The 22811-nt window shown below is 52.2% G+C and carries 23 protein-coding genes and 1 pseudogene; all 24 read left to right on the top strand.

The annotated features are described in order from the left end of the window. The first annotated feature begins 115 nt into the window (after positions 1 to 115). The 24 genes and pseudogenes from ilvD to QWV57_RS10290 all read left to right on the top strand — a co-directional run bounded on the left by ilvD (position 116) and on the right by QWV57_RS10290 (position 22782). Positions 116 to 1795, top strand: a complete 1680-nt coding sequence (gene ilvD / locus QWV57_RS10405; protein WP_301099839.1) for a dihydroxy-acid dehydratase — start codon at positions 116 to 118, stop codon at positions 1793 to 1795. A gap of 248 nt (positions 1796 to 2043) precedes the next feature. Further along, positions 2044 to 3099 (top strand): zinc-dependent alcohol dehydrogenase family protein, encoded by a 1056-nt coding sequence (locus tag QWV57_RS10400; RefSeq protein WP_301099837.1) that lies wholly within the window; start codon positions 2044 to 2046, stop codon positions 3097 to 3099. 135 nt (positions 3100 to 3234) lie between these two features. Beyond that, positions 3235 to 4701, top strand: a complete 1467-nt coding sequence (locus tag QWV57_RS10395) for an aldehyde dehydrogenase family protein (RefSeq protein WP_301099835.1) — start codon at positions 3235 to 3237, stop codon at positions 4699 to 4701. A 265-nt stretch (positions 4702 to 4966) separates the two neighbouring features. Further along, the gene (gene paaK / locus QWV57_RS10390; RefSeq protein WP_074043196.1) at positions 4967 to 6298 is read left to right on the top strand and encodes a phenylacetate--CoA ligase PaaK; all 1332 of its coding nucleotides are present in this window, start codon (positions 4967 to 4969) and stop codon (positions 6296 to 6298) included. 94 nt (positions 6299 to 6392) lie between these two features. Next, the gene (gene paaA / locus QWV57_RS10385) at positions 6393 to 7361 is read left to right on the top strand and encodes a 1,2-phenylacetyl-CoA epoxidase subunit PaaA (protein ID WP_301099832.1); all 969 of its coding nucleotides are present in this window, start codon (positions 6393 to 6395) and stop codon (positions 7359 to 7361) included. 12 nt (positions 7362 to 7373) lie between these two features. Beyond that, complete coding sequence (gene paaB, locus QWV57_RS10380; protein WP_011231529.1) at positions 7374 to 7727, top strand: 1,2-phenylacetyl-CoA epoxidase subunit PaaB; 354 nt, start codon at positions 7374 to 7376, stop codon at positions 7725 to 7727. Then, on the top strand, positions 7703 to 8536 hold the full coding sequence (gene paaC / locus QWV57_RS10375; protein WP_011231528.1) for a 1,2-phenylacetyl-CoA epoxidase subunit PaaC: 834 nt from the start codon (positions 7703 to 7705) through the stop codon (positions 8534 to 8536). The genes paaB and paaC overlap by 25 nt, the downstream gene beginning before the upstream one ends. Positions 8537 to 8691: 155 nt before the next feature. Continuing rightward, positions 8692 to 9168 (top strand): 1,2-phenylacetyl-CoA epoxidase subunit PaaD, encoded by a 477-nt coding sequence (paaD, locus tag QWV57_RS10370; RefSeq protein ID WP_074043193.1) that lies wholly within the window; start codon positions 8692 to 8694, stop codon positions 9166 to 9168. A 24-nt stretch (positions 9169 to 9192) separates the two neighbouring features. Next, a complete protein-coding gene (locus QWV57_RS10365; RefSeq protein WP_011231526.1) occupies positions 9193 to 9504 on the top strand; it encodes an EthD family reductase in 312 nt (103 codons plus the stop codon). Then, on the top strand, positions 9497 to 10273 hold the full coding sequence (locus QWV57_RS10360; protein WP_074043192.1) for an enoyl-CoA hydratase/isomerase family protein: 777 nt from the start codon (positions 9497 to 9499) through the stop codon (positions 10271 to 10273). Before QWV57_RS10365 ends, QWV57_RS10360 begins: the two co-directional genes overlap by 8 nt. A 12-nt stretch (positions 10274 to 10285) precedes the next feature. Beyond that, positions 10286 to 11059, top strand: a complete 774-nt coding sequence (locus QWV57_RS10355; protein ID WP_074043191.1) for an enoyl-CoA hydratase-related protein — start codon at positions 10286 to 10288, stop codon at positions 11057 to 11059. A 17-nt stretch (positions 11060 to 11076) separates the two neighbouring features. Next, the gene (locus tag QWV57_RS10350; protein WP_301099815.1) at positions 11077 to 12594 is read left to right on the top strand and encodes an aldehyde dehydrogenase family protein; all 1518 of its coding nucleotides are present in this window, start codon (positions 11077 to 11079) and stop codon (positions 12592 to 12594) included. Positions 12595 to 12844: 250 nt separating this feature from the next. After that, positions 12845 to 13708 carry a 3-hydroxyacyl-CoA dehydrogenase gene (locus QWV57_RS10345; RefSeq protein ID WP_301099813.1) on the top strand — a complete coding sequence of 288 codons (864 nt, stop codon included), beginning with the start codon at positions 12845 to 12847 and terminating at the stop codon, positions 13706 to 13708. A gap of 26 nt (positions 13709 to 13734) precedes the next feature. Beyond that, positions 13735 to 14946: a thiolase family protein gene (locus QWV57_RS10340; protein ID WP_301099812.1), complete on the top strand. Its 1212-nt coding sequence runs from the start codon at positions 13735 to 13737 to the stop codon at positions 14944 to 14946. A 209-nt stretch (positions 14947 to 15155) separates the two neighbouring features. Next, positions 15156 to 16013, top strand: coding sequence for a phenylacetic acid degradation operon negative regulatory protein PaaX (gene paaX / locus QWV57_RS10335; RefSeq protein ID WP_301099810.1), 858 nt, complete (start codon positions 15156 to 15158; stop codon positions 16011 to 16013). Between the two features lie 95 nt (positions 16014 to 16108). Next, entirely contained in the window at positions 16109 to 16360 is a 252-nt protein-coding gene (locus QWV57_RS10330) for an IS200/IS605 family accessory protein TnpB-related protein (protein WP_080729534.1), read from the top strand. Between the two features lie 33 nt (positions 16361 to 16393). After that, complete coding sequence (locus QWV57_RS10325) at positions 16394 to 16510, top strand: transposase (RefSeq protein WP_232722165.1); 117 nt, start codon at positions 16394 to 16396, stop codon at positions 16508 to 16510. 398 nt (positions 16511 to 16908) lie between these two features. Next, positions 16909 to 17268 (top strand): DUF3221 domain-containing protein, encoded by a 360-nt coding sequence (locus tag QWV57_RS10320; RefSeq protein ID WP_033008036.1) that lies wholly within the window; start codon positions 16909 to 16911, stop codon positions 17266 to 17268. Between the two features lie 57 nt (positions 17269 to 17325). After that, on the top strand, positions 17326 to 18333 hold the full coding sequence (locus QWV57_RS10315) for a trypsin-like serine peptidase (protein WP_100664314.1): 1008 nt from the start codon (positions 17326 to 17328) through the stop codon (positions 18331 to 18333). A gap of 49 nt (positions 18334 to 18382) precedes the next feature. Then, on the top strand, positions 18383 to 19333 hold the full coding sequence (locus QWV57_RS10310) for an NAD(P)H-dependent flavin oxidoreductase (protein ID WP_301099798.1): 951 nt from the start codon (positions 18383 to 18385) through the stop codon (positions 19331 to 19333). 186 nt (positions 19334 to 19519) lie between these two features. Continuing rightward, a complete protein-coding gene (locus tag QWV57_RS10305) occupies positions 19520 to 20662 on the top strand; it encodes a Glu/Leu/Phe/Val dehydrogenase dimerization domain-containing protein (RefSeq protein ID WP_301099796.1) in 1143 nt (380 codons plus the stop codon). A gap of 230 nt (positions 20663 to 20892) precedes the next feature. Further along, a pseudogene (locus tag QWV57_RS10300) lies at positions 20893 to 21006 on the top strand (ABC transporter substrate-binding protein); the annotation flags it as partial. A gap of 14 nt (positions 21007 to 21020) precedes the next feature. Next, positions 21021 to 22013: an ABC transporter permease gene (locus QWV57_RS10295; RefSeq protein WP_301099794.1), complete on the top strand. Its 993-nt coding sequence runs from the start codon at positions 21021 to 21023 to the stop codon at positions 22011 to 22013. Then, positions 21988 to 22782, top strand: a complete 795-nt coding sequence (locus QWV57_RS10290; RefSeq protein ID WP_301099792.1) for an ABC transporter ATP-binding protein — start codon at positions 21988 to 21990, stop codon at positions 22780 to 22782. The genes QWV57_RS10295 and QWV57_RS10290 overlap by 26 nt, the downstream gene beginning before the upstream one ends. Positions 22783 to 22811 lie beyond the last annotated feature (29 nt).

Genomic DNA, 22811 nt, shown 5'->3' with positions numbered 1-22811 from the left:
GTTTTCGCGGAGTAGATAATGAAAGCGCATTCAGAATAAAGATAATTGTCTTTTTATTAGAAAAAGTGGTACAATACTAGCAACCTAGCAATCTGCACGATGGAGGGACCAGGACATGAAAAAGCGGCGCAGCGACATGATCAAAAAAGGATTCGACCGGGCTCCGCACCGGAGTTTGCTGAGGGCGGCCGGCGTGAAAGATGAGGATTTTGACAAACCGTTCATCGCGGTTGTCAACTCGTACATCGACATTATTCCGGGGCACGTTCACTTGCAAGAGTTTGGGAGAATCGTGAAAGAAGCGATTCGCGAGGCAGGCGGCGTGCCGTTTGAAATGAACACGATCGGCGTTGATGACGGCATCGCCATGGGGCATATCGGGATGCGCTATTCGCTTCCGAGCCGGGAAATCATCGCTGATTCGATCGAAACGGTCATTTCTGCGCACTGGTTTGACGGCATGGTATGCATTCCGAACTGCGACAAAATTACGCCGGGGATGATGATGGCGGCGATGCGGCTCAACATCCCGACGATTTTTGTCAGCGGCGGGCCGATGAAAGCCGGTGTGACGAAAGACGGGCGGAAAATTTCGCTCTCGTCCGTGTTTGAAGGGGTCGGGGCGTATTTAGGCGGAACGCTCGATGAGAAAGGGCTCGAAGAACTCGAACGCTACGGCTGTCCGACGTGCGGATCGTGTTCGGGCATGTTTACGGCAAACTCCATGAACTGTCTCGCTGAAGCGCTCGGGCTCGCTTTGCCAGGCAACGGCACAATTTTGGCGGTCGACCCGGCGCGCAAAGAGCTTGTCCGCCAATCGGCGAAGCAGCTCATGTATTTGATCGAACATGACATCAAACCGCGCGACATCGTAACGGAAAAAGCGATCGACAACGCGTTCGCGCTCGATATGGCGCTCGGCGGCTCAACGAATACCGTGTTGCATACGCTTGCGATCGCGAACGAGGCCGGCATCGACTACTCGCTTGAGCGCATCAACGAAATCGCCGCGCGCGTGCCGCATTTGGCCAAACTCGCGCCGGCGTCGGATGTGCATTACATTGAAGACTTGCACGAAGCCGGCGGCGTCTCGGCGGTGTTGAACGAGCTGTCGAAAAAAGAAGGCACGCTTCATTTAGATACGCTGACCGTCACCGGCAAGACACTCGGCGAAAACATCGCCGGTTGCGAAGTGAAAAACTACGATGTCATCCGCCCGATTGACAACCCGTATTCGGAAACGGGCGGGCTCGCCATTTTGTTCGGCAACTTAGCGCCGGATGGCGCCGTCATCAAAACCGGCGCGGTCCAAGGCGGCATCACGCGCCATGAAGGTCCGGCGATCGTGTTTGATTCGCAGGAAGAGGCGCTTGAAGGCATTGCCAGCGGCAAAATCAAGCCGGGACATGTCGTCGTCATCCGCTACGAAGGACCAAAAGGCGGCCCGGGGATGCCGGAAATGCTTGCGCCAACGTCGCAAATCGTCGGCATGGGGCTCGGTACGAAGGTAGCGCTTGTCACCGACGGCCGCTTCTCCGGCGCCTCGCGCGGCTTGTCCGTCGGCCACGTTTCTCCGGAAGCGGCGGAAGGCGGACCGATCGCTTTCATCCAAGACGGCGATATCATCGAGATCGATACGGTGAAACGGACGATCAACGTCAAGCTGTCCGATGAAGAGCTCGAACGCCGGAAAGCGAACTGGAAAGGCTTTGAACCGAAAGTGAAAACCGGGTATCTCGCCCGCTACTCGAAACACGTCACATCGGCGAGCACGGGGGGGATTATGAAGATTTAATTTATGAGATGAGGAAGGCAACGCTTGAATTATCATGAGCGTTGCCTTCCTTATTTTTTTGTTAAACAAATAAGAAAATATAAAAAAAAACTAAAAATTAAAATAAATACATTGAAATCGTATATATTTTTATATATTATAATTTATGGAGGTGATAGATAACATGCTATAGATGTTAAATAAGGAGAACAAGTTTTGTTGAATTTGTGAAACAAAAAGCAATGAAAATGAATAAGGAGGTATAGTGGATGAAAGCTGCTCGTCTCGTTGAATTAAATAAACCTTTGGTTATTCAGGAAATCCCTGATCCTCATCCCGGTCCACAAGATGCTGTTATTAAAGTGCAAGCGTGTGGTGTTTGCCGAAGCGATTGGCATGCGTGGAAAGGAGATTGGACGTGGGTAGGCATCCAACCAGAATTGCCTATTACGTTAGGACATGAATTTGCAGGAACTGTCGAGCAAGTAGGGAGGGAAGTTAAAAATTTTCGTGTGGGAGATCGAGTAACAGCACCATTTCATTCAGGATGTGGTCATTGTGAGTATTGTTTGAGAGGAGCATCTAATCTCTGCGAAAATCTTATGGTATATGGCACGCATACTGGATTCGATGGGGCTTATGCTACCTATGTATTGATAAGAAACGCTGATTTTAATTTAATTCGCTTACCTGATAATGTTGACTGGCTGAGTGCTGCTGCGATTGGTTGTCGATATATGACGGGATATCATGGGGTGATTCGCGGGAAGGTCCGCCCTGGAGAATGGGTGGCCGTGCAAGGGGCAGGCGGTGTTGGATTGTCCGTTATTCAGATTGCTTCTGCTATTGGGGCACAAGTGATTGCTGTTGATATCGAAGAAGACAAGCTTGCAAAAGCAAAACATGAAGGGGCTATTTATACCATTAACGCTAAACGAGAGAATGTACCGGAGGCGATTAAAGAAATCACTCAAGGCGGTGCACATGTCAGCATTGATGCTTTAGGAATTAAAGAAACTGTACTAAATTCTGTTTTATCTTTGCGTAAGGGAGGAAGACATGTTCAAATTGGGTTGACCACTTCGGAGGAAGGAGGATTCGTTTCTTTACCGACTGATATGATAACTTTAATGGAATTAGAATTTTTAGGTAGTTTAGGAAATCCCAATTATGATTTTCGTCAGCTTTTAAATATGGTTTCTAACGGGAAAGTAAATCCGAAAACGTTAGTTACCGAAGAAATTGCCTTAGAAGATGTGTCACGAGTTTTTTCTGATATGAACCAATATCGGACGAAAGGATTCCATATCATCACGAAATTTTAAGACGTCAACCCCTTGTATCAACTACACAGAAAGGTCCATGGAAAACTTTTGATCTTCCACTCGGCCATGAAAAGGGCCAATCAAGGCGCGCGCATCTTTTCATAATCTTACTAGTGTGAAGCGAGGGGAATCGACATGAAAACATATAAACTCTTTATCGATGGAGAATGGGTCGACTCTGTTTCTGGAAAAACATTTGCCTCGATCAATCCAGCAACCAAAGAAATTAACGGAATCGTAGCGGAAGGAGATGCAGCCGATATTGATTTAGCAGTGAAAGCAGCTCGCAAAGCGTTTGAAGGGTCATGGGCCTCCATGGCGCCGAACGAACGTGCACGGCTACTGTACAGGGCGGCCCAAAAGCTATGGGAGAATGTCGACTATTTGGCTGAAGTGGAATCCAATGATAACGGGCTGACGATTAATGAAACGAAACTGATTGCTATTCCCGCTGCGATTGATGTACTTGAATTTTACGCTGGGATGGCGACGAAAATCCAGGGAGACACATTAGCTTCCCCCGCTGATCGGTTCAACTATACCCTCCGCGAGCCGGTCGGGGTGGTCGGGGCCATCGTGCCGTGGAACTTCCCGATCATGCTGGCGATGTGGAAACTCGCTCCAGCGCTAGCGGCCGGGAACACCATTGTCATCAAGCCAGCGGAACAGACCCCGATCAGCATACTGGAGTTGGCGAGACTGCTACAAGAGGCGGGGATTCCGGATGGAGTCATTAATGTCGTCAACGGATATGGGCATACAGCAGGAGCAGCTTTGGCTTCGCACCCTGATGTCGATAAAATTGCTTTTACGGGATCAACCACTACAGGAAGGCTCGTTATGCAGGCGGCAAGCAAACACTTGAAACCGATTTCATTGGAATTAGGCGGGAAATCCCCGAATATTGTCTTCGATGACGCAAATATAGATGCAGCGATTCGAGGATCACTGTTTGGCATTTACTTTGCCCAAGGTCAAGTGTGCGCTGCTGGTTCCCGTCTGTTTGTCCAAGAAACGATTTATGACCGTTTCGTCGATGAATTCGCCCGCAAAGCGCAATCGATTCGTGTCGGCCATCCACTCGATCCTGATACACAAATGGGGCCCCAAGTGTCAGAAGAACAGTTGAAAACGATTGAACGATATGTAGAAATAGGAAAACAGGAAGGAGCTGAACTCGTTACAGGCGGAAAGAGGAATGAACAGTGTGGAAACGGCTTTTACTACACGCCGACGGTATTTGCGAATGTTGACAACCATATGACGATTGCGAGGGAAGAAATTTTTGGGCCGGTTGTATCGATCATTCGGTTCACGGATGAAGAAGATGCGGTGCGGAAGGCGAATGACACGATTTACGGGTTGGCATCAGGGTTATGGACGTCGAATTTAACGCGGGCTCACCGCGTGGCGCGCAAGTTGAAAGCGGGAACTGTTTATGTAAATACCTTCAGTATGCTTGACAGCGCAGCTCCATTTGGCGGGGTCAAACAAAGCGGATTTGGGCGTGAGCTTGGAATGGAGGCGATGCACCTGTATACACAAACAAAACATGTATGGGTGAATTTGAGTGAAGAGTCGTTTAATTGGTATGGAGTATAACACTCAGATGAATGATGAGGGGCGCATAGCCCCCATTTTTTATAAAAGTGAAGGAAATAGGCATTAACAAAAAAGAGAAAAATAGTCTAAATGGCTGAGGCCGCCTCTAATTATTTTTTTAGGGTTTAACTAATCTAAAAGTGTTGACATTTTAAAATATTTGACCTATTTTAAAATTAAATATGATAGTTAAAATATATAACGTTTATAAAACGTTATATATTTTAATTAATGTGAAAGCGCTTTAAAAGAGGGGGCGGAAACGATGATTTTGCATGACATCGAGACGGCCGCACGCAGCGAACTGGAGGCGCTCCAGCTCAAGCGGCTGCGGGCGACGGCGGAGCGTGTGTATGAGCGGGTGCCGTTTTACCGGCAACGGTTTGATGAAAAGGGAGTGAAGCCGGAGGATATTCGCACGCTTGAGGATGTGCGCAAACTCCCGTTTACGACAAAGCGGGATTTGCGGGACCATTATCCGTTTGGTTTGCTCGCGGTCGATCTTTCCCAATGCGTCCGTGTGCACGCATCAAGCGGCACAAGCGGCAAACCGACGGTGGTCGCTTATACAAAGCAGGACATTGACCATTGGGCCGATATTGTGGCGCGAGCGATTGTCATCGCTGGTGGGAAACCGGGGGATGTGATTCACAATGCCTATGGATACGGGCTGTTTACCGGCGGCCTTGGGCTGCATTATGGCAGCGAGCGGCTTGGGGCGGTGACGGTGCCGGTATCTGGGGGCAACACCGACCGGCAAGTGATGATCATTGAAGATTTTCAGCCGACCGTCATTTGCGCCACGCCGTCCTATGTATTGAACATTGCTGAGCGGATGAAAGAGCTGGGCAAAGATCCGCGGCAAACATCGCTGAAATACGGCATCTTCGGTGCGGAACCGTGGTCCGAGGAAATGCGGCGCACGCTTGAAGAGACGTTTGATATGAAGGCATGTGACATTTACGGACTGAGTGAAGTGATCGGCCCAGGGGTGGCGATGGAGTGCCATGAAGCGCAAAACGGCCTCCATATCGCCGAGGACCATTTCCTTGTTGAAGTGATCGACCCGAAAACGCTCGAGCCGGTGGCGGAAGGGGAAGAAGGAGAGCTTGTTTTTACGAGTTTGACGAAAGAGGCGTTCCCGGTCATCCGCTACCGGACAGGCGATATCGCTTCCGTGACGAGAGAGCGGTGTGCTTGCGGGCGGACGACGGCGCGTATGTCGCGGGTCAAGGGGCGGGTTGATGATATGATCATCATCCGCGGCGTCAATGTGTTCCCGTCGGAAATTGAACACCATCTGCTTCGCGTCTCGGAACTGGCTCCGCACTATCAGCTGCATCGTCTCCGCCACGGACATTTGGAAGCGCTCGAGCTGCATGCGGAAGTGACCGATCGTTTTTACAGCGAGGTCGGCGGAGATTTGCAAAGCGAGCAGGCCGCTGCCCTTGTCCGGCGCATTCAGTCATTGTTGAAAACGCACTGTCTCATTTCGATTGACGTCCGTCTCCATTCGCCGAAAACGCTCCCGCGCTCGGAAGGGAAAGCGGTTCGCATCGTTGACCGCCGCCATCTTGAAGCGCCGCAATCCATCTGATAGAGAAAGAAAAAAACGATTGCAAAATATATAACATTAAAATATAATAACGTTAAACAAACGTTATATATTTTAAACGAGAGGTGGATGGGGGATGGCGGCTATGATGACGTTCACCCGCCTGTCAGATGAGGAGAAATACGAACGGTTTATGCAGCGCATCGAGGCGGGGGAAAAAATCGAAGCCGATGACTGGATGCCGGATGAGTATCGGGTGACGCTGATCAAGCTCATTGCGATGCATGCGGTGAGTGAAATTATGGGAGCGCTTCCGGAAAAAGAATGGGTGCCGAAAGCGCCGTCGCTGCGCCGCAAGCTTGGCATCATGGCGAAAGTGCAGGATGAGATGGGGCACGGCCAGCTGCTGCTTCGGGTGGCGGAAGATTTGATGGCCCCGCTCGGCAAAACGCGGGAAGATATTATCGAAGATTTATTGAACGAACGGTTGAAGTTTCATAACGTGTTTCATATGCCAGCGCCGACATGGGCGGACGCCGGGTTGATCGGCTGGCTCGTCGACGGAGCGGCGATTATGACGCAGACGAACATGCTGGATGCCTCATACGGACCGTACGCGCGGGCGCTGAAGCGCATTTGCGCCGAGGAAGTGTTTCACGCCCAGCACGGCGAGTCGATCATTTTGTCGCTCGCCGAAGGGACGAAGGAGCAGAAAGAGATGCTGCAAGAGGCGCTCAACCGTTGGTGGGAGGCGTTGCTCATGTTTTTTGGCCCGCCGACGGCCGATACGACGGGAACTTCGAAGCAAGACATCACGATCAAATACCGCATCCGCACGAAAACGAATGAACAACTGCGTCAAGACTTCTTTACGAAATATGTGCCGCGCATTTGGGCGCTCGGACTGAAGATTCCTGATGAGACCATGCATTTTGACAAAGAGAAGGGTCAATGGATTTACCGGCAGCCGGATTGGGAGCGGTTTAAAGAAATCATCCGCAACAACGGGCCGAAGTCGCAGGAGCGGCTTGAGCTTCGGCGGACGGCGTATAAGCAGAACGCGTGGGTGCGCGAGGCGCTCAGCGCCGTACGGACGGCCGGATGAGGAGGGATGGCCATGGCGGGGAAAGAACAAGGATTTTATCAAGTGTTTGAAGTGTTCAGCCGCAAAGCGCCGGATGCGCCGATGCAGCATCAATTCAGTCTGCTTGCCCCCAATGAGGAGATCGCGCTCGTGATGGCGCAGGAAAACTTTATGCGCCGCGAGCCGGTCGCGGACCTTTGGGTCGTGAAGCGGGACTATATCCGGCGAATGAGTGAGGAGGAAAAAGCAGCGCTCAAGCGGCTTGACAACAAAGATTACCGGTTGACGCGAGGATATGGGGATTTAAAGAAACGATGGCGCAAATATGAGCAAAACGTGCTTGATGAGAAGGAAATTTTGTCATGGAAAGGCGAGATTCGGCGATGAGCGAAAAACCGATTCACTTCCATCCAGACGGTCAAGAGGCGCTTGTCGAGCTATTGTTTCAGCTCGCGGATGATGATTTTTTGCTTGCCTACCGCGGCTCGGAATGGCTTGGGTTGGCGCCGCATATCGAGGAGGATATTGCGTTTTCTTCCATCAGCCAAGATACGATGGGGCATGCGGCCATGTATTATCAGCTGCTTGAAGATCTTGGCTGTGGATCAGCCGACGAACTGGCGCACGCACGTCCGGCTTCGGCCCGGCGCAATGCGGTTTTGCTCGAACGGGCGAACGGCCCGGGGCATTATTTGCGTGAGCCTCGCTATGATTGGGCGTTTACCGTTGTTCGCCAATATTTTTATACGCAGGCGAAGCGCGTCCGTCTCGAGTCGCTGACCAAAAGCAGCTATGCCCCGCTCGCGGAAGTGGCAGCGAAAATTCAAGTGGAGCTGCACTACCATTTGCTTCATTGGCATACGTGGTTTGTCCAGCTGACGAATGCCCCTTTGGAAGCGCGGACGCGAATGACCAAAGCCATTCAGGATGTGGCCGCTGATTTTGCCGGCGTATTGACGCTCGGGGCGAAAGGAACGGAAATGGTGCGGTGGGGGCTGATTGATGAGGAAAAGGTGCTGACGGAAAACACGATTGCCGCGCTGGCGCCGGCGTTTGCCGAAGTGGGGCTTGATTGGCCGATGCCGTTTGGCATGAAACATGGCAACGGCCGCAACGGCGAACATACGCCGGATTTGGACGAAGCGCTGGCGACGTTGTCAGAAGTATACCGCGCCGTCCCGCATGCGATATGGTAATGTCCGCGCCGCTGTTGGCCAAAGTGCGGCGTTGGGCATGACGCCTCTTTGTGACGGCGAAGTGTTTGTTGAAGGAGCAAAACGGCGCAGCATTGGCGGCACTACGCAGCCAAAGCGGGAAAACGGCAGCGGGTTGGAAAATGTGAGGGAGAACCATGACAAATGAAGAGGTTTGGAAAGCGTTAGAAACGGTGAAAGACCCAGAAATTCATTCGATTAGCATTGTCGATCTTGGGATGGTGGAACAGGTTGACGTTCGGGATGAAGCGGTCTCGGTCTGTCTGTTGCCGACGTTTCTCGGGTGTCCGGCGCTTGATATCATCCGCACCCGGGTTGAGGAAGCGGTGAAGCAAGCAGGAGCCTCGGCGGTGACGGTTGAGTTTCTCCGCCATCCGCCATGGACGTCCGACCGGATCAGCGAAGCCGGACGGGAGCGGCTGAAGCAGTTTGGCATCGCTCCGCCGCCGCGGCAAATGCCGTCAGGGGCATGGCAAGTGGCGTGTCCATATTGCGGGGCGGAGCGGACCGTCATGGAAAATTTGTTTGGCCCGACCGCCTGCCGCAGCATTTTCTACTGCAAACAATGCAAAAATCCGTTTGAGGCGATGAAGCCCGTATTAATTTCAGGATAAGAAAAGGGAAAGGGGACGTTCGTGATGTTTAAAATGATCGCCTTGTACAAACAGCCGAAAGATAAGGAGCAGTTTGACGCCCATTATTATGGGACGCATGTGCCGTTGACGGAAAAAATTCCTGGCCTCCGAAAAATCAAGGTGACGAAAATTACGGGGACGCCGATGGGGACGGAGAGCGAGTATTATTTGTTGTGTGAAATGTATTACGATAGTCAAGAGGCGTTTCAAGAGGCGATGAAAACGAAAGAAGCGAAGGCATCGGCAAAAGATGTCATGTCATTTGCCGGCGACCTCGTCACCTTTATGGTCGGTGAGGAAGTGGAACATGAGTGAGTTTGTTTCCATTGCGGCGCGTCAAGAGGGAGCGGTCGGCATCATCGAGCTCGCCCGTCCTGATGTATTGAATGCGCTGAGCCGTCAAATGGTGGCGGAAATCGTTGCGGCAGTGGAAGCGTTTGATCGGAATGAGAAGGTGCGTGTCATTGTGTTGACCGGGCGTGGACGGGCGTTTGCGGCTGGGGCGGATATTCAAGAGATGGCAAAAGATGACCCCATTCGTCTTGAGTGGCTGAACCAGTTTGCCGATTGGGATCGCCTGTCCATCGTGAAAACGCCGATGATCGCCGCTGTGAACGGGTTGGCGCTAGGGGGAGGTTTTGAGCTGGCGCTTTCGTGCGACTTGATTGTCGCGTCGTCGGCGGCCGAATTTGGCTTTCCAGAAGTGAACCTTGGCGTCATGCCAGGTGCGGGAGGCACGCAGCGGCTGACAAAGCTCATCGGTCCGAAGCGGGCGCTCGAGTGGCTTTGGACTGGGGCGCGTATGTCGGCGAAAGAAGCCGAGCAGCTGGGGATTGTCAACCGCGTCGTCAGCCCGGAGCTTTTAATGGAAGAAACGATGCGGCTGGCCGGGCGTCTCGTTGAACAGCCGCCTTTGGCTCTCCGGCTGATCAAAGAGGCGGTGCAGAAAGCGGTCGACTATCCGCTGTATGAAGGCATGCAATTTGAGCGGAAAAACTTTTACCTATTGTTCGCCTCGGAAGACCAAAAAGAAGGAATGGCGGCATTCCTCGAAAAACGAAAGCCGCGCTTCCAAGGAAAATAAGGGGGGCGTTCGATGTACGAAACGATCCGTTATGAAGTGAAGGGACAAGTCGCCTGGCTGACGCTCAACCGCCCTGATCAGCTCAATGCGTTTACGGAGCAGATGAATGCGGAAGTGACAAAGGCGCTAAAACAAGCAGGGGCGGATCCAAACGTCCGCTGCGTGGTGATCACAGGCGCCGGTCGGGCGTTTTGTGCGGGGGAAGATTTGAGCGGCGTGACGGAAGAAATGGACCATGGCGACGTGCTGCGCTCCCGATACGCGCCGATGATGAAAACGCTTCATCATCTTGAAAAACCGGTTGTCGCGGCGGTGAACGGGGCGGCGGCCGGCGCGGGCATGAGCTTGGCATTGGCTTGTGATTTCCGGCTCCTTTCGGAAAAAGCGAGTTTCGCTCCCGCGTTTATTCACGTCGGTCTTGTGCCGGACGCGGGCCATCTGTACTATTTGCCGCGTCTTGTCGGGAGGGCGAAGGCGCTTGAGCTTGCGGTGCTCGGGGAAAAAGTGACCGCCGAGGAAGCAGCTGCGCTCGGACTGGCGACAAAGGTGATTCCTCTCTCTGATTGGGAGGAGGAAGTAAAGCAGTTTGCCGAGCGGCTCTCTGCCATGCCAACGAAGGCGATTGGACTCATCAAACGGCTGCTTCGCGAAAGCGAGGAAACGACGTTTGACCGCTACCTCGAACGGGAAGCGGAATGCCAGCGCATTGCGGGATTGACATCCGACCACCGCGAAGGCGTCAAGGCGTTCTTTGAAAAACGAAAACCACTATTCCAAGGAAACTAAGCAAGGGGGAAAAAACGATGGCGACTGTCAAACAAAAGAAAATGGAACCGATGCCGACCAAACGTGATTTCTATCATTTGATTGTGAACGGGGAGCGGGTCGAAAGCGCTTCGGGAGAGACGTTTGAAGTGACCAATCCGGCCACTGGCGAACCGGTCGCCCGCGTCGCCAAAGGGACGCGCGAGGATGCCGAACGGGCGGTGCAGGCGGCAAGGCAAGCGTTTGACCGTGGGAAATGGCGTCATTTTCCGGTGCAAAAACGGGCGCGCATCTTGTACCAAATTGCGGCCATCATGCGCGAACGTTTCAATGAATTGGTGGAATTGGAAATTTTGAATACCGGAAAAGCACTGTCAGCAGCTCAAGGACAAGTAATGCAAGCCATTGAAGACTTTGAGTTTTTTGCCGGAGCGATCATTGGCCACCGCGGGGCGGTCAACCCGATGCCAGGGGCGTTTCACAACTATACGGAAAAAGAGCCTGTCGGTGTGTGCGCCCAAATCATTCCGTGGAACTATCCGCTCATGATGGCGGCTTGGAAAATCGCGCCTGCCATTGCCGCTGGATGCTCGGTCGTCGTTAAACCGGCGTCGCTGACGCCGCTCACCTGCCTGGTGCTGGCGGAAATTTGCCATGAGGCCGGCGTGCCGGAAGGGGTCGTCAATGTGGTGACGGGCGCCGGAGCGGAAGTTGGGGACTATTTGGTCGAACATCCGCTCGTCGACAAAGTGGCGTTTACCGGATCGACGCCGGTGGGGAAGGAAATTATGGAGAAGGCGTCGAAAACATTAAAACGGGTGACGCTCGAGCTGGGCGGCAAATCGCCGAGCCTTGTATTTGCGGACGCCGATTTGGAAGCGGCTGTCGCCGGCTCATTGTTCGGCATTTTCTACAACAGCGGACAATCGTGCGAGGCGCGCTCTCGCTTGTATGTGCATGAAAGCATTTATGACGCCTTTATGGAATCGTTCGTGGCCAAAACGAAGCAGCTGAAACTCGGCAACCCGTTTGATGCCGGCACGCATGTCGGGGCGATCATCAGCCGCGGGCAGCTGGAAGTGATTGACGAATACGTGCAATCGGCTGTCGCCGACGGAGCGACGGTCGCCGCCGGGGGAAAAGAGGCGGTTGTCGCTGGGTTTGAAAACGGTTACTGGTATGAGCCGACGATTTTGACGAACGTGAACCATCAAATGAAAGCGGTTCGTGAAGAAATTTTTGGACCGGTTGTCGTCGTGATGAAATTCCGCGATGAAGCCGAAGCCATTGAATTGGCGAACGACAGCGACTATGGACTGGCCGCCGCGATTTGGACGAAAGATCATGGCCGTGCCGTTCGCGTAGCGAAACAGCTGCGTTCCGGCATTGTCATGGTCAACAGCCCATTCTCCGCTTTCCCAGGCACGCCGTTTGGCGGCTACAAACAGTCCGGATTTGGGCGCGAGCTGTCTGTCGAGGCGCTTGATTTGTACACAGAAACGAAAAGCGTGCTGTCGTATTACGGTCCGCGTCCGCTTAATCCGTTTGGCGTCTAAGGCTTTCACCGTTTTGCGTTTGCCAATATACGAGAGCGTGTCGCGTCCTTGGACGCAACGTTCAAGTTGCCGCCCTTGAAGGCAAGAGCGAATTCGGGCAAGCGTGGAGAGACACGCCCGCTCGTTTGCCGAGCACCCCGTCGCGCGTGATGGGGTGCCCATTCATTTGACGGCGTCCGCCGCTTGGCGAAAGGCACCGCCGGCTTGATGCATCAGCCGTCATATGCGAAAGCAGGAGAGGGGGAAGACGATGATCGAACGCCTTGTTGTCGTCGGCAGCGGCGTGATGGGGAGAGGCATTGCTTATGTCGGCGCTGTCGGCGGGTTTCAGACGACCTTAGTGGACATTAAGCAAGAACAATTGGAGAGCGCCCAGAAGGAGATTGCTTCAATTTTTGAACAAGCGGTCGCTCGGGGGAAATTGACAACGGGCGAGCGGCAAGAAGCCGAGGCGCGCCTGTCGTATTCGCTTGATTTAGCCGGCGCTGTGCGCCATGCCGATTTGGTGATCGAGGCGGTGCCGGAAAAGCTTGAATTGAAAAAGCAAGTGTTCGAGACGATTGACGCCCATGCGCCGGCGTCGTGCTATTTTGCGACGAATACGTCCACCATGAGCCCGACCGAAATCGGTTCGTTCACGAAGCGGCCGGAGCGGGTGATCGCCATGCACTTTTTCAATCCGGTTCATAAAATGAAGCTTGTGGAAATCATCCGTGGCCTTGAGACGAGCGACGAAACGGCGCAAGTGGCGAAAGAAGCGGCCGAGCGAATGGGAAAAGAGACAGTGGTTGTCAATGAATTTCCGGGATTTGTCACGAGCCGGATCAGCGCCCTTGTCGGCAATGAAGCGTTTTACATGCTGCAAGAAGGGGTCGGGACGCCCGAAGAGATCGACAAGGCGATCAAGCTCGGCCTCAATTTCCCGATGGGGCCGTTTGAGCTCGCTGATTTAGTTGGGCTTGATACGAGATTGAACAACTTAAAATATTTGCACGAAAAACTCGGAGAAAAATACCGCCCAGCGCCGCTTTTGGAGCAATACGTCAAAGCAGGGCGTCTCGGCCGCAAAACCGGCCGCGGCGTCTATGACTATACGAATCGGGAAAACGGCTGATCTGTCGAAAAAGGATGGGGGAGAATATGAACAGAGAAGTTGTGATTGTCGATGCGGTGCGCACACCGATTGGCCGCTACAAGGGCGCGTTGAAAGACGTCAGGCCGGATGATTTGGCGGCTGTTGTCATCCGGGCGCTTATCGAGCGAAATCCGGGTTTGCCGGTCGAACAAATTGATGATGTCGTTTTTGGCAACGCCAACCAAGCCGGCGAGGACAACCGCAACGTCGCCCGCATGGCGGCGCTGTTGGCCGGGCTGCCCATTGAAGTCGCAGGGGTGACGGTCAACCGGCTGTGCGGTTCAGGGCTTGATGCGGTCAATTATGCGGCGCGGGCGATTTTGGCTGGAGAGGCGGATATCATGATCGCGGGCGGCGTGGAAAGCATGACGCGCGCTCCGTTTGTCATGCCGAAACCGTCAAGCGATTTTCCGCGCGGCAACATCGAGATGTACGACACGACGATCGGCTGGCGCTTTATCAACCCGAAAATGCACGAAATGTATGGCACCGACAGCATGCCGCAAACGGCGGAAAATGTGGCGAAGCGATTCGGCATTACGCGCGAGGCGCAAGATGAGTTTGCTTACGAAAGTCAAATGAAAGCGAAACAAGCGATCGAAACGAATCGGTTTGCGGATGAACTCGTGCCGGTCGTTTATCACGACCGGAAAGGCAACCGCGTCGTCGTCGACAAAGATGAGCATCCGCGTCCGGATACGACGTTGGAGAAGCTGGCGAAGCTGCCCCCATTGTTTGAAAACGGCACGGTGACGGCCGGCAACTCTTCCGGCGTCAACGACGGGGCGGCGGCGCTGCTAGTCATGAGCGCAGAGAAGGCGAAGGAACTCGGCCTCAAGCCGCTGGCGGTTTATGTCACCTCGGCGGTCGCCGGCGTTGAACCGGCCGTGATGGGAATCGGTCCGGTTTTTGCGACGCGCAAAGCGTTGCGCCGCGCCGGGTTGTCGCTTGACGACATCGGGCTTGTCGAGCTGAACGAGGCGTTTGCCTCGCAAGCGCTTGAATGCATCCGGCAGCTTGAGCTCGATCGGGCGAAAGTGAACGTCAACGGGGGAGCGATCGCCCTCGGCCATCCGCTTGGCGCGAGCGGCGCCCGCATTTTGACGACATTGATTTACGAAATGCGAAAACGCGGCGTCGCCTATGGCTTGGCGACGATGTGCATTGGCGTCGGCCAAGGAATCGCCACCATTGTGAAAAACGCAGACGAACGGTGAGGGTATTTCGCTAGGCCGGCCTTGTCGCGGCGGTTTGGCGAAATGACGCCGGATCGGGCTGCGGCCGCCCGTTGGCGCGCCGCCGAGAGCCGCCTGCTTTTTAGCGGTGCGGCTCTTTTTTATTCCGTTTGTTTTTCGTCCGTCTTGCCAGCGTGAGAAAAGTTTGTTACGATTATAGTTCGAAAACAAGATAAAGGGAGTTTCATTGGATGAATACGCGCTCACTCATTTTTACCATTTACGGCGACTACATCCGCCGCTACGGCGGTGAAATTTGGATCGGGAGCCTCATCCGCCTCCTTCGCGAATTCGGCCATAACGACCAAGCGGTGCGGGCGGCGGTGTCGCGCATGAGCAAGCAAGGATGGATTCAGGCAGAAAAACGCGGCAATAAAAGCTACTATTCCCTTACGGCGCGCGGCGTCAAGCGGATGGAAGAGGCGGCGCGGCGCATTTACAAAACGCGTCCCGAGCATTGGGACGGGAAATGGCGCATTCTTGTTTACACCATCCCCGAGAACAAGCGGCACTTGCGCGACGAGCTGAGGAAGGAGCTTGTATGGAGCGGATTCGGCACGATTTCCAACAGCTGCTGGATTTCACCGAATGATTTGAAGCAGCAAGTGTACGACTTGATCGACAAGTATGACATCCGCCCGTACGTCGATTTTTTCCTCGCCGAATACGACGGTCCGCATACGAACAAACGGCTTGTGGAAACGTGCTGGAACTTGGACGAGATCAACCAAAAATACGAGCAGTTTATTGCCGTCTACAGCCAAAAATATGTCATTGACAAACATAAAATCGAGCGCGGCGAAATGTCGGATGCAGACTGTTTTGTCGAGCGAACGAAGCTCGTTCATGAGTACCGGAAGTTTTTGTTCATCGACCCCGGCCTGCCGGAAGAGCTGCTGCCGAATGAGTGGATGGGAAGCCATGCCGCCGCCTTGTTTAACGACTACTACCAACAACTCGCCGCGCCGGCCAGCCGTTTCTTTGAAGCGGTGTTTCAAGAAGGGGCGGAGGTTGACAAAAAGGAAGAGAAAGAGATATCGGTGGAATGAACCGGGATGCACGGCGCAACGGCAGCTGGGCATCCCGGTTGCCGTTTATGGAACGTTTGGTATAGAGGAGTGTGAAAGAGGAAAGTTGCCTCCGAATGTGCTGTCTTCATGAAAAAATCACCAATTGCCGGAACGATTTCCTGCATCAGTTGTCCACCCGCTCGATCCGTGAAAACCAAGTGGTGTACGTGGAGGATTTGCGTGTGCGGAGCATGCAAAAAAACGGCAAGTTTGCCAAATCCATTTCCGATTCCGCGTGGGGGCGTTTTCTCAATATGCTTGAGTATAAAACGACATGGTACGGGCGGGTGGTGGCTCGTGTCGCGAGCATCTTCCCGTCCAGCTAATTGTGCTCGCGCTACCGGCATCGGCAGGTTGAGATGAAGTGGCTTGGCATCTGCAAGTGGGTGTGCCCGAACGGCGGAGCCGAACATGACCGGAACCATAACGCCGCCCGAAATATCCTGAATGAAGGGCTTCGTTTGTTGTCGTTGTAGGGAAGTCGAACTGTGGGATGCACGGGGATGGCTTGGTGAACAACCTACCGAAGAGCGGATGTTACCAAGAATCCCCCACTTCGAAACATTAGTGTAGGTGGGAGAACGTTCAAGTTACACTCAAATTATTCTCATTTTCATAAAAATATGGTATTGTTAATGTATAACGTTTTTTTCACGTTTGTTGAATATAATGAATGATGTTTGTCGTTTTCTGATCTTCGTTATCCAATCACAAGGGGGTGATGGACAACATCAGCAACGCCGAGCTGGCTAGTTCGGTATCAAAGACGTGAATGCACTTGGGATCATCAATGTTCATTAGTGTGTTATTCTGTCCTGAAAGGGAAATTTGTTCATAACGATGGACCGGGAAACGAAATTGCTGGGGGGATGGTATGAGGAGATATATCTTGGTGAGTATTATTTTGTGTTCCATAGCATTATTATTCTTCTTTAGTGAATATAGCGCGAATCGATCTCCTAATCAAGCAACTGTTTCAGAAGGTTTTATTATTATGAAAGAAGGGGAGGTCTATTTAGTTGAAGATCAAGATTTTATTCAGGACGACGCCAATAAATTATCAATACAGGAATTAAGAAGAAAATACCATATGAGTAAGTTATGGATTACGGGAGCTGGTGCTTTGGGAGGAATAAAAAACGGGCAAAAGGTCAGAGTGTGGTACTCAGAGGTTTTAGAGTCGTATCCTAGTAAAATCAAAGTTACGAAAATTGAGCCTGTTCAATATAATTGAAACATATAAATTATCTCGGTGCTATAGTTTTGGAATTTTATAAGGGGGCTTACTTTAATGAAAAAAATTGTATTTATCATTTTTGTAATGATTGGGTTTATTATGTCGTCTATAATGAATATCCCGGCAACCGTTCTTGCTCAAAAAAACAGTAATAATGCTTATGACATGATTAATTCAAAAGGTGAAATCATTAAGTATGAAGATTACATGAAAAAGTTAAAGAATTCAAGAGTTTTGGTCACCGAAGGATCAGAAGGAACCGGTGAAGTTCTTCCAAAAGCAGAGATAAATACAGATTTCAAAAAAAGTAAGCCTTACAAATATAATTTAAACCCTGAAACAACATATATCGGTGATAAATCTCCAAATCAATATTTTCCTCAGGTTGTGATTGGTGCTGATGGCCGTGCAAAAGTCTCCAATACTTCAGTCGCCCCTTACAGACAAATTGCGTACATTGAATTGGAATTTAGAGACGGTTGGTATGCTTGCACAGGAACTGTTATCGGAAAAGATAAAGTTCTTACAAATGCACATTGTGTTATGGACGTTGTGAATCAGTCCGGCGCGATAAATGGTTATGTATATCCCGCCATGAATAATAATATATATTCATACGGTGTGTATCAAATAGTAGATTATTATATTACGAGCAACTATATTCAAACAGGAGACCCAACTCAAGACTTTGCAGTTCTTAAGCTTAGCACATATTTAGGAAAAAATATTGGTGATGTAGTCGGATATCTTCCATTAAGACAAGTATCTAACATTCAAGGTACGTCAGTAAAAATTTATGGATATCCAGGGGATAAAATCGAACAGTATAAGGAAATATCTCAATGGGGAATGGCTGGCTCCGTTTCCAAAGAAACCGGTGAGCTTGCATTTTATCAGATTGATACTTATAATGGACAATCCGGTTCCTCTTTACTAAACTCATCAAACGAAATCATTGCTGTTCATAGAGGGAGCTTTCGTATCAATGGTACTACTTACAATGGGGGACCGAAAATGATTAAACCGGTATATGATTTTATTCGAGCAGCAATGCAAAATTAACCATAGGATTAGAAACATGGACTTAATATTTCTAAAAGGTGTGATCATAATGAATGATGTTTGCCGTTTGCTCAATCTTCGCTATCCGATCATTCAAGGGGGGATGGGCAACATCAGCAACGCCGAGCTGGCGAGCGCCGTATCGGAAGCAGGGGGGCTCGGAACGATCGGCGCCGGGACGATGCCGCCTGATGAGGTGGAGGCGCTGATCGTTGAAACGAAGCGGCGCACGAATCGCCCGTTTGCGGTGAACATTCCGCTGCAGGTGACGCCGCACGCCGCGGAAGTAGCCGAGCTTGCCATCCAACATCAAGTGCCGGTCGTTTCCCTTTCCGCCGGCAATCCGGCGCCGTGGATTCCGCGTTTTGCGGAACATGGCATCAAGGTGCTTGTCGTCGTCGCCTCGGTCAACCAAGCGCAAAAAGCGGAGGCGGCCGGGGCGGATGTCGTCGTCGCCGAGGGGTATGAGGCGGCAGGCATCAACTCGCCGCTTGAGTTGACGACGATGACGCTCATTCCGCAAGTCGCCAGCGCCGTCCGCATCCCCGTCGTCGCCGCGGGCGGCATCGGCGATGGGCGCGGGCTGCTCGCCGCCTTCGCGCTCGGCGCCCAAGGGGTGCAGCTTGGCACAAGGCTGGTGGCCACGAAGGAAGCGCCGTTTCATGACGCGTATAAACGGCGGCTTGTCGAGGCGAAAGAAAATGAAACGGTCATCGTCGGCCGCTCGGTCGGGCGCATCCGCCGCATCATGCGCACGCCGTATGTCGAGAAGCTGCTGGAGTATGAACAGCAAGGCATGCCGCTCGAGCAGTTTCAAGAATATACATCGGAGGATCGTCATCGCCGCGGCGCCCTCCTCGGCGATTTCCATGAAGGATTTATCAACGCGGGGCAAATCGCTGGCCTCATCGATGACGTGCCAACGGTGGCCGAGCTGTTTGAACAAATGATGACGGAAGCGAAAACGCAGTGGCAATCATTATCCGAACTGTTTCGCTGATGTACGAAAGACGCCTGTCAAACGGCGTCTTTTTTTGGCGATGAAAAATGGGGTGGCAGAGGGTTGACACGGGTAACCAACATCGTTACTATAAAAATAGTATAACGTTATTATAACGTAATAATATTTTTTGTTATATTAACTTGAAAACGCTTTCAAGCAGTAAAGCAAAGGAGAGGGGACGCGATGAAGGTCATGCTATCGCCAAACATGTCGCAAAGCTTCGATTTGTTTTTCCATATGCGCGAACACGAACAGGTCGTGTTTTGCCACGATGAAGCGACTGGCCTAAGGGCGATCATTGCCATTCACAGCACCGCGCTTGGGCCGGCGCTCGGCGGTTGTCGGATGCATCCGTATGCCACGACGGAAGAGGCGCTCGCCGATGCGCTTCGGCTGTCGAAAGGGATGACGTATAAATGTTTGGCCGCAGATGTCGATTTTGGCGGCGGCAAAGCGGTGATCATCGGCGACCCGCGCAAAGACAAATCACCGGAATTGTTTCGTGCGTTCGGCCAGTTTGTCGAGTCATTAGGCGGCCGGTTTTACACAGGCACCGATATGGGGACGACGCCGGATGATTTCGTGCACGCCATGAAAGAGACGAATTGCATCGTCGGTGTTCCGGAAGCGTATGGCGGAAGCGGCGACTCATCCGTGCCGACGGCCGAGGGCGTCGTGTACGGGATTCAAGCGACAAACCAGGTGGTGTTTGGCAGCCGGCATTTGCAAGGCAAAACGTATGCCATCCAAGGGCTCGGAAAAGTCGGAAAAAAAGTGGCGCTTCGTTTGCTTGAAGAAGGGGCGGATCTGTATGTGTGCGATTTGAACGAAGCGGCAGTCAAAGAGGTCATGGCGTACGGCAAGCAAATCGGGGCGTCCGTCAAGCCGGTGAACGGAACGGATATTTATCGCGTCCAAGCCGATGTGTTCATCCCGTGCGCATTTGGCGGCGTCATCAACGATGACACGATCGCCGTCCTGCGGGTGAAAGCGGTCGTCGGTTCGGCGAACAATCAGCTGGCCGACAAACGCCACGCCCGAATGTTGAAGGAAAAAGGCATCGTATACGCCCCCGATTATATCGTCAACGCCGGCGGCCTCATTCAAGTGGCTGATGAACTGTACGGGGCGAACAAAGAGCGGGTGTTGGCGAAAACGAAAGCGATTTACGATACATTGCTCGCCATTTATGCACGGGCTGAATCAGAAGGAATGACGACGGTTGAGGCAGCCGACCAATTTTGCGAAGAGCGGCTCGAGAAACGCAAACGCCGCAATCATTTTTTCACGCACCAAAAGCGGCCGAAGTGGGATGTTCGCCATTAACGTGCATTCATGCGAAAAGATTTATCTGAAAATAAATAATCGTATTATCATTCGAAATACAAAGTAGAAGAAGTCGTGGGGGGAGAAGGATCATGAACCAGATCGTGTCACGATTGGCCATTCCCATCTTGTTCGGAGCACTCATGCTCTCTGGCTGCGGGGGAGGGGAAAAGACGGCGACCAATGGCGGAAAAGAAAAAGCGGCGGAGAACAAAACGGTTACGATCGGCGTCACGCCGGAATATCCGAAAAAGCTGAAGCTCGTCATCAATAAACAAGCGGCCGAAAAGCAAGGAATCAAACTGAAGCCTGAATGGGATCAAATGGCGGAATACATGGAATGAAAGGATGAGTGCTGTTGCTGGCGTCCATCACGGGAGCAGTGGAATCGGGACTGATTTACGCCATTATGGCGCTGGGAGTGTATTTGTCGTTTCGTGTGTTGGATTTCCCGGATTTAACCGTGGACGGCAGCTTTGTAACCGGAGCCGCGGTGGCGGCGACGTTGATCGTCCATGGCGTCAATCCGTTTGCCGCGACGTGTCTGGCGCTTTTCGTTGGATTCGCCGCCGGGTGTATGACCGGGCTTCTTCATACAGCCGGGAAGATCAACCCGCTTTTGTCGGGCATTTTAATGATGATTGCGCTTTACTCGATCAATCTTCGCATCATGGGGCGTTCAAATGTACCTCTTTTAAATCAAAAGACCGTCTTTACAACCATTCAAGAATGGGGGACGAACATCGGACTTGACGCAGCCGCGGCCAAAACATGGGGAATTCTCCTGTCGATGACATTGCTTGCTCTTTTGTTTAAATGGTTCACCGACTGGTTTTTGCAGACGGAAATTGGGCTTGCGATTCGGGCGACGGGCGATAATCCACGCATGATTCGCAGCCTGTCGGCGAACACCAATTTGCTCATTGTCTTAGGGTTGGGCCTTTCCAATGCCATGGTCGCGTTCTCGGGGGCGCTTGTCGCCCAGTATGGGGCGTTCGCCGATGTCGGGATGGGAATCGGCATGATCATTATCGGCCTTGCTTCGGTCATTATCGGTGAAGCGGTATTGGGAACGAAAACGATCGCGCGGACCACGCTTGCCGTGATCGGCGGGGCGATTCTATACCGCATTGTCGTGAGCCTTGCCTTGCGCGTCCAATTTCTTGAGACGGGGGATGTGAAGCTGATCACGGCATGCATGGTCGTTTTGGCCCTTGTGGTTCCCCAGCTCGTCCGCCAACAACAAGAGAAAAAACGAAAAGAAGCAAAAAGACGAATCCAAGCCGAGGCGGCAGCGGCGGCCGCTGTTGGAAAGGGTGGGGCGGATGTTGCAATTAAACGGGATTTATAAAGTGTTTCATGAGGGGACGCCGGATGAAAAAATCGCCCTTCAAAACATTCACTTAACGCTGCAAAAAGGCGATTTTGTCACCGTGATCGGCAGCAACGGCGCAGGCAAATCGACGTTGATGAATGTGATTTCAGGAGTGATGTTCCCGGATGAAGGGACGATTTGGATCGACGGTCAAGATGTCACGATGATGCCGGAATACGTCCGTTCTCGCTATATCGGAAGAGTGTTTCAAGATCCGATGGCGGGAACGGCGCCGAACATGACGATTGAGGAAAATTTGGCGATGGCGTACGCCCGCAATCAAACGCGCACGCTCCGCCGCGGGGTGACGAAAAAACGGCGCGATGAGTTTCGCGAGCTGCTCGCCACCCTTCATCTCGGATTGGAGGATCGCCTCGGGGCGAAAGTCGGCTTGCTCTCGGGCGGGGAGCGGCAGGCGTTGTCTTTGCTGATGGCGACCTTCACCGAACCGTCCATTTTGCTTCTCGATGAACATACAGCGGCGCTCGACCCAGCGAGAGCAGAGTTGATCACCAACCTAACAAAAGAGATTGTCGAGCGTTACCGCCTGACGACCTTGATGGTCACCCACAATATGCAGCAGGCCATCGATTTAGGAAACCGACTCATCATGATGGATAAAGGGCAGATCATTTTCGAAGTGGATGAGAATGAAAAGAAAAGCTTAACGGTAGAAAAGTTACTCGCAGAATTCCAACGCATTCGCGGGGAACAACTCGCGAGCGATCGTGCGGTATTGAGCTGATCGATCAGCCATTCAAATACCATGGAGAG

The sequence above is a fragment of the Geobacillus zalihae genome, assembly GCF_030414215.1.
Taxonomy (GTDB): domain Bacteria; phylum Bacillota; class Bacilli; order Bacillales; family Anoxybacillaceae; genus Geobacillus; species Geobacillus zalihae.
This window is presented reverse-complemented; position numbering and strand designations above follow the sequence as displayed.